Genomic DNA, 4,848 nt, shown 5'->3' on the forward strand with positions numbered 1-4,848 from the left:
ACGTCCTCGGACCGCACGACGACCGAGGTGTCGACCAGGTCGGTGACTTCGGCCCCCTCAGCCACGGGCTCCGCCTGCTGTGCCGCTTCCTGTGCCTTGCTCATGAGCCTCACGGCCCCTTTCATTTCGGTGTGGAAACCCGGAGGGCACGTCGCCCTTCGGGCCTGCTCCGCCCGCCCCGGCGTCAGTCCACGGGTCGGGCGGGCGTTGGCCACCCCGGCCAGGGGAGACCTCGGAATCGGGCCGGAGCAGGCTTCGGGCAGCGTTACCGCCGCTGTGTGGCGGTGGCCGCGATGATGGCTGCGGCGACCGCGAGGACAGTCAGGACATAGACGACCCGACCGATGCGACTCGGACATATCGGCACGCAATGCTCGGGCGGCTCCACCGGCTCGGGCGCAGCCAGTTCGGCCCACACCCGCTTGCCTCTCTGCGTACCCCACCAGACCGGCTCGGCGCCCCACTTCTGCGACAGAGCATCGACGATGGCCAGCCCCCGCCCGTGGTCCTCGTCATCTCCAGCGTCGACCTTCCTGGGAAGGGTGGCGCTGCGGTCGACGACCTCGACCTGCACCCGGTCGTCGCTGAGACGGCGCAAGGTCACCCGGAAAGCGCTGTGCCTGGCGTGCAGGATCGCGTTCGAAGCGAGTTCCGAGGTGACCATCTCGGCGGTGTCGGCGAGGCCCGGCAGCTTCCAGTCCTCCAAGACGGCCCGAGCGAAGTGGCGGACCTCCGGAACCGACCGGTTCTCGCGCCGGAAGCACTTCGTCATAACGGACATGCCGTCCTCGGCGACCAGCCGGCGGCCTGCCAGCGCGTCACGCATTGTTCCGGGCGACGCGGTACCGGGCGAGCATGACGAGCTGCTTCACCGCGTCCGGTCTGCACAGGTCGCTGGGGCCGCCCATGTCCAGCAGCCACCGCGAAGGGTGTTCGGGTCCCGGCTGGGGGCGGGGGACGCCGAGAAAACTGCCTGCGACCAGGCACTCGGAGTCCGGCACTTTCCAGCGGTTCCACGTCGTCGGCGGGACGAGGAAGTAGGCGTGGCTGGACGTCTCGTCGGTGAAGACCGCGCCTCCCAGCAGCGCGTCGTCCAGGTACGCGCAGATCTTCCGGGGATCGTTCGTGTGGACTGCTGCCTCCACCAGTGTCAGCGGCACGCGTACGGCCGTGAAGATGCCGCCGCAGCGAAGCAGTGCAACGCCCACGCGTTGCCACTCCAGTCGGGCCTGCATACGGTTCGTGGCAGCCGTGAGCAGCCACTGCTCCACAGCAAGCCGGCGCTCTACTCCCCTGACGACTACACCTGCGTTGGGTGACTCACTCAACGCCACTGATGTTGAGGCTTGTTGGGTACGCTTCTCCACGGTGGCGACTCCTCGACGGTCGTCCAGCCCCGGGCCGGCCGACACCACGGCCCCCTGGGTTCTCACGCGTACAGGGTGGAATCCCGCCGAAGTCCGCACATCCCCGCCACGGGTATACCCATGATGGGTACACGACTTGAAGAGCTGTCGCGCACGCTCAGGCCAGCAGGAAGTGCCGCATGCCCTATCAGCCACCGACCGCCCTGCCCACAGAACTCCTCAATGACGGAGAACTGCAACGTGCCCTCTCCGAGCACGACTTCGGGACCGTGTTCCGCCTCGCGCGCAGCCGCGCGGGAATTCCGTACGCGCGTATCGCCGAAGCGTGTGACATCAAGCCGATCCGCGTCGGCGAGGTGGCGCGGGGCCAGGGGCAGATCACGACGTTCGCGAAGGTCGTTGCCATCACTGACGCGCTCCGTGTACCTGGGCACATGGTCGGGCTAGCCCCCCGCCCGTGGGAGGGCAACGGTTCTCCTGGTAACGAGAACGCCCCAGAGAACGGAACTGCCGTGCGCCGTCGTACTGTCCTTCAAGCCGCTACGACTGCCGGTCTCGCCGCCGCTCTGCCAGCCCTTCACCGCCCGACAGCGCCGCTCCATGTGACAACCGGCTACGTCGACCAGCTCCGGCAGCGCACCGCGCGGCTTCGGCGTCTGGACGAAATCCTCGGCGGCGGCGACACCTACCGGGTCTACCTGAGCGAGTACCAGTCCACCAAGTCCCTCCTACGGGACGCCACATTCACTCCCTCCTCCAGGCGCAGGCTGGTCACGATCCTCGCCGAGCAGGCCCAGCAGGCCGGGTGGGCAGCCTTCGACGGTGGCAGGCAAGCAGATGCCGAGAGCCTGTACGAAGAGAGCAAGGCAGCAGCCCGCGAAGCGGACGACGGCGACCTCCTCGGCAACGCACTCGCGTTCCTCGCCTACCAGGCACCTGACCCCCAGGTGGCCGTCGAGATCGCCGCGAGCAGCTGCGCAGCCATCGGCCCCGGCTCCCCCGCCGGTGTCCGCGCTCTACTCCACGAGCGCCTGGCCTGGGCCTGCGCAGTCGCCGGCCAGGCCTCGCGCACAGAGCGCGCCCTCAATGCAGCACGCGCCGCGCTCGATGAGAAGCCGGACGGCGAGCCGCAACCGGACTGGGCCGCGTGGGTCGACGAGACAGAGCTGGCCATCATGACCGGCCGATGCTGGGCAGAGCTGCGCCGCCCGCTTCGGGCGGTGCCTGTCCTACTCCGGGCCCTCGACCAGTACGACGACCATCACGCCAGGGACAAGGCCCTCTACCTGTCGTGGCTGGCCGACTCCTACCTCGCGGCCGGGGAAGTGGAGGAGGCCGCTGCGGTGACCGGCCGGGCCCTGACCCTGGCGTCCGGCGTGGCCTCTGTGCGCCCTCGGCAGCGCCTCGCCCCGGTCCTACAAGAGCTTCACCAGTACCGGGGCGTGAGCGCTGTGCAGAACGTACTGCAGGCGGCTGGCGCCTAGGCCGGCTCGACGGATTCCCTGATCCATTGGAGGCATCGGGCTGCGCCCTCGATGGGGACAGCGATCACCTCCGGGTTGTCCCACGGATGGGCGTCGAGGAGATGCTTCTCCAGCTCCGCATACCGGTCCCGGGTCGTGGTGAGCTGGAGCTTCCACTCCTCTCCCTCCCCGAACTCACCAAGGTGCCAGAACACCGACACCATGGGGCCGGTGATCTGCGCTCCTGCGGCCAGGCGTGCGCGCACGGCGCCTTGGGCGAGGGTGACGGCTTGCTCGCGTTGCGGAGTGGCGGTGGACACCTGCACATACTCAGTCATGCCGGGAGACTAGCCACCCGAGTCCGTTCAGGGGGAGGGTGGAGGCGCGCGCAGGATCGCTCCCCGCCGAACGCCACCGGTGCCGACCGCGCGCTGGGCGGGCTCGCCATGATTCGCGCGAAGTTCCACAGGGCCAGCGAGGCGCGTGCAGGCTGTCGCGGAACTCCCGGGAGGAGCGTCGGCGCTTCTTCACACAGATGCGGACCACCGCCGAGCAGGCCCGCGGCCCCCGCCAGTTCCTGCTACGCCGTCAGGCGCTCTACCTGCCCGGGTACGACACCGCCACGGACACCGCCGACTGGCTCGCCCACCAGCAAAAGACCGAGCGCCCCGACGACTGGCTCACGGGCTGGCTCAACGGCCGTTCAGTGGCAGCCGTCGCCGCCCGCCAGGGCGACCGCGACCGCATGGACCACTGGATCAACACGGCCCTCCAGGACGGCGCGGGCGAGGCCGCCAACCTCAACTACTGGGCGTACTGGGTCGGCGAGATGCAGCACGTCGAGCTGTCCAACGATTTCATCGCCGACCGGACACCACGCTCCTGGCCGGGATACCGCCTGCTCGATCACCTCGTCCAGGGCATCGCACCCGAGCACGGATACGTGGACCTCAACATCCACAGCGTGTGGGCCCTGCTCCAACTCCGGCCCAACCTCCTGCGATCAGGAGCTGCCGCACGCGCCCTACGCGACCGGCTACCGATCATGTTGGATAGCCGGGAGCTCTCGCCACGTGGCAGACGAGAGCTGGAGAGCATCCGCTATGCAATCCGCCTCGCCGAGGCGTGAGAGGAGCCCGAAGTGTCAGACGACCTTTCCGCAGTGGCGAACTTCCTGTACGAGGCGGGGACGCTCAAGCAGACGAAGCGCACCGGATGGTGGATGGCAGGCGTCCGGGACCCCGAGTCGGTGGCCGAGCACTCATGGCGCACCAGCCTGATCGCGTCGATCATCGCAAAGCTGGAGGCCGCCGACCCGGCGCAGGCCGCGTTCCTCGCCGTCTGGCACGACACCGGCGAGACCCGGACCGGGGACGTCAACCACCTCGGCAAGAAGTACAGCGAGGGCGAAGCCGACCCCCGCGCCATCGCAGCCGATCAGGTTGCCGGCATGCCCGAGGCCGTGGCGCGGGCTGTAACCGACCTGATCGGCGAGTACGAGGCACGTGAGTCCACCGAGGCCGTGTGCGCCAGGGACGCCGACAAGCTGGAGTGCATGATCCAGGGCATCGAATACCGAGCCCAGGGATACGAGAACGCTCAGCGGTGGATCGACAACAGCCGTGGGCGGATCGTCACCAAGAGCGGCCAGGCCCTCGCGGACGCCGTCCTGGAGACCGGTTCCCTCGACTGGCTCCGCACCGCTCTCGGCGAAACGAAGCGCTGACCGGGCTGCCCGGCCGTACTGAGCAGTGGACGACGGCCGGGCGCCGCGCAAGAGCCAACCCGTGAACTCTGAGCTCGTGCCGACGAAGCAGCCGCCCGTGCACTCACAGTGCACCGAAACGGGAGAAAAGGGCGACCTCCGTAAGGCCGTCATCGCTGGACACGCTGGGTAGCAGCGGTGGTGCCCGGAGCCGGACTTGAACCGGCACGCCCGCGAAGGGGCAGCGAGGTTTAAGCTCGCCGTGTCTGCATTCCACCATCCGGGCAGGCCATGGGCTCCGCTGCTGAGCGCT

The 4,848-nt window shown here is 68.8% G+C and carries 5 protein-coding genes, 1 tRNA gene and 1 pseudogene; 3 read left to right on the top strand and 4 right to left on the bottom strand.

Features of this window, described 5'->3' with window-relative positions; all coding sequences use genetic code 11:
* Positions 1 to 265: 265 nt before the first annotated feature.
* Positions 266 to 826: an ATP-binding protein gene (locus ABEA26_RS34970; protein ID WP_345597975.1), complete on the bottom strand. Its 561-nt coding sequence runs from the start codon at positions 824 to 826 to the stop codon at positions 266 to 268.
* Entirely contained in the window at positions 819 to 1,208 is a 390-nt protein-coding gene (locus ABEA26_RS34975; RefSeq protein ID WP_345597977.1) for a hypothetical protein, read from the bottom strand. The genes ABEA26_RS34970 and ABEA26_RS34975 overlap by 8 nt, the downstream gene beginning before the upstream one ends.
* Before the next feature lie 338 nt (positions 1,209 to 1,546).
* On the opposite strand from ABEA26_RS34975, the gene ABEA26_RS34980 reads away from it, so the two are divergent.
* Positions 1,547 to 2,851 (top strand): NsdA family TPR-like regulatory protein, encoded by a 1,305-nt coding sequence (locus ABEA26_RS34980; protein ID WP_345597979.1) that lies wholly within the window; start codon positions 1,547 to 1,549, stop codon positions 2,849 to 2,851.
* Here ABEA26_RS34980 and cutA read toward each other — a convergent pair.
* Positions 2,848 to 3,168, bottom strand: a complete 321-nt coding sequence (gene cutA, locus ABEA26_RS34985) for a divalent-cation tolerance protein CutA (RefSeq protein ID WP_345597981.1) — start codon at positions 3,166 to 3,168, stop codon at positions 2,848 to 2,850. The genes ABEA26_RS34980 and cutA overlap by 4 nt on opposite strands.
* Positions 3,169 to 3,341: 173 nt before the next feature.
* On the opposite strand from cutA, the pseudogene ABEA26_RS34990 reads away from it, so the two are divergent.
* Positions 3,342 to 3,959: pseudogene (locus ABEA26_RS34990) on the top strand (transcriptional regulator); the annotation flags it as partial.
* A 12-nt stretch (positions 3,960 to 3,971) separates the two neighbouring features.
* Complete coding sequence (locus ABEA26_RS34995; protein ID WP_345597983.1) at positions 3,972 to 4,556, top strand: HD domain-containing protein; 585 nt, start codon at positions 3,972 to 3,974, stop codon at positions 4,554 to 4,556.
* Between the two features lie 178 nt (positions 4,557 to 4,734).
* Here ABEA26_RS34995 and ABEA26_RS35000 read toward each other — a convergent pair.
* A tRNA-Leu gene (locus tag ABEA26_RS35000) sits at positions 4,735 to 4,821 on the bottom strand.
* Positions 4,822 to 4,848 lie beyond the last annotated feature (27 nt).

The sequence above is a fragment of the Streptomyces marokkonensis genome, assembly GCF_039539045.1.
Taxonomy (GTDB): domain Bacteria; phylum Actinomycetota; class Actinomycetes; order Streptomycetales; family Streptomycetaceae; genus Streptomyces; species Streptomyces marokkonensis.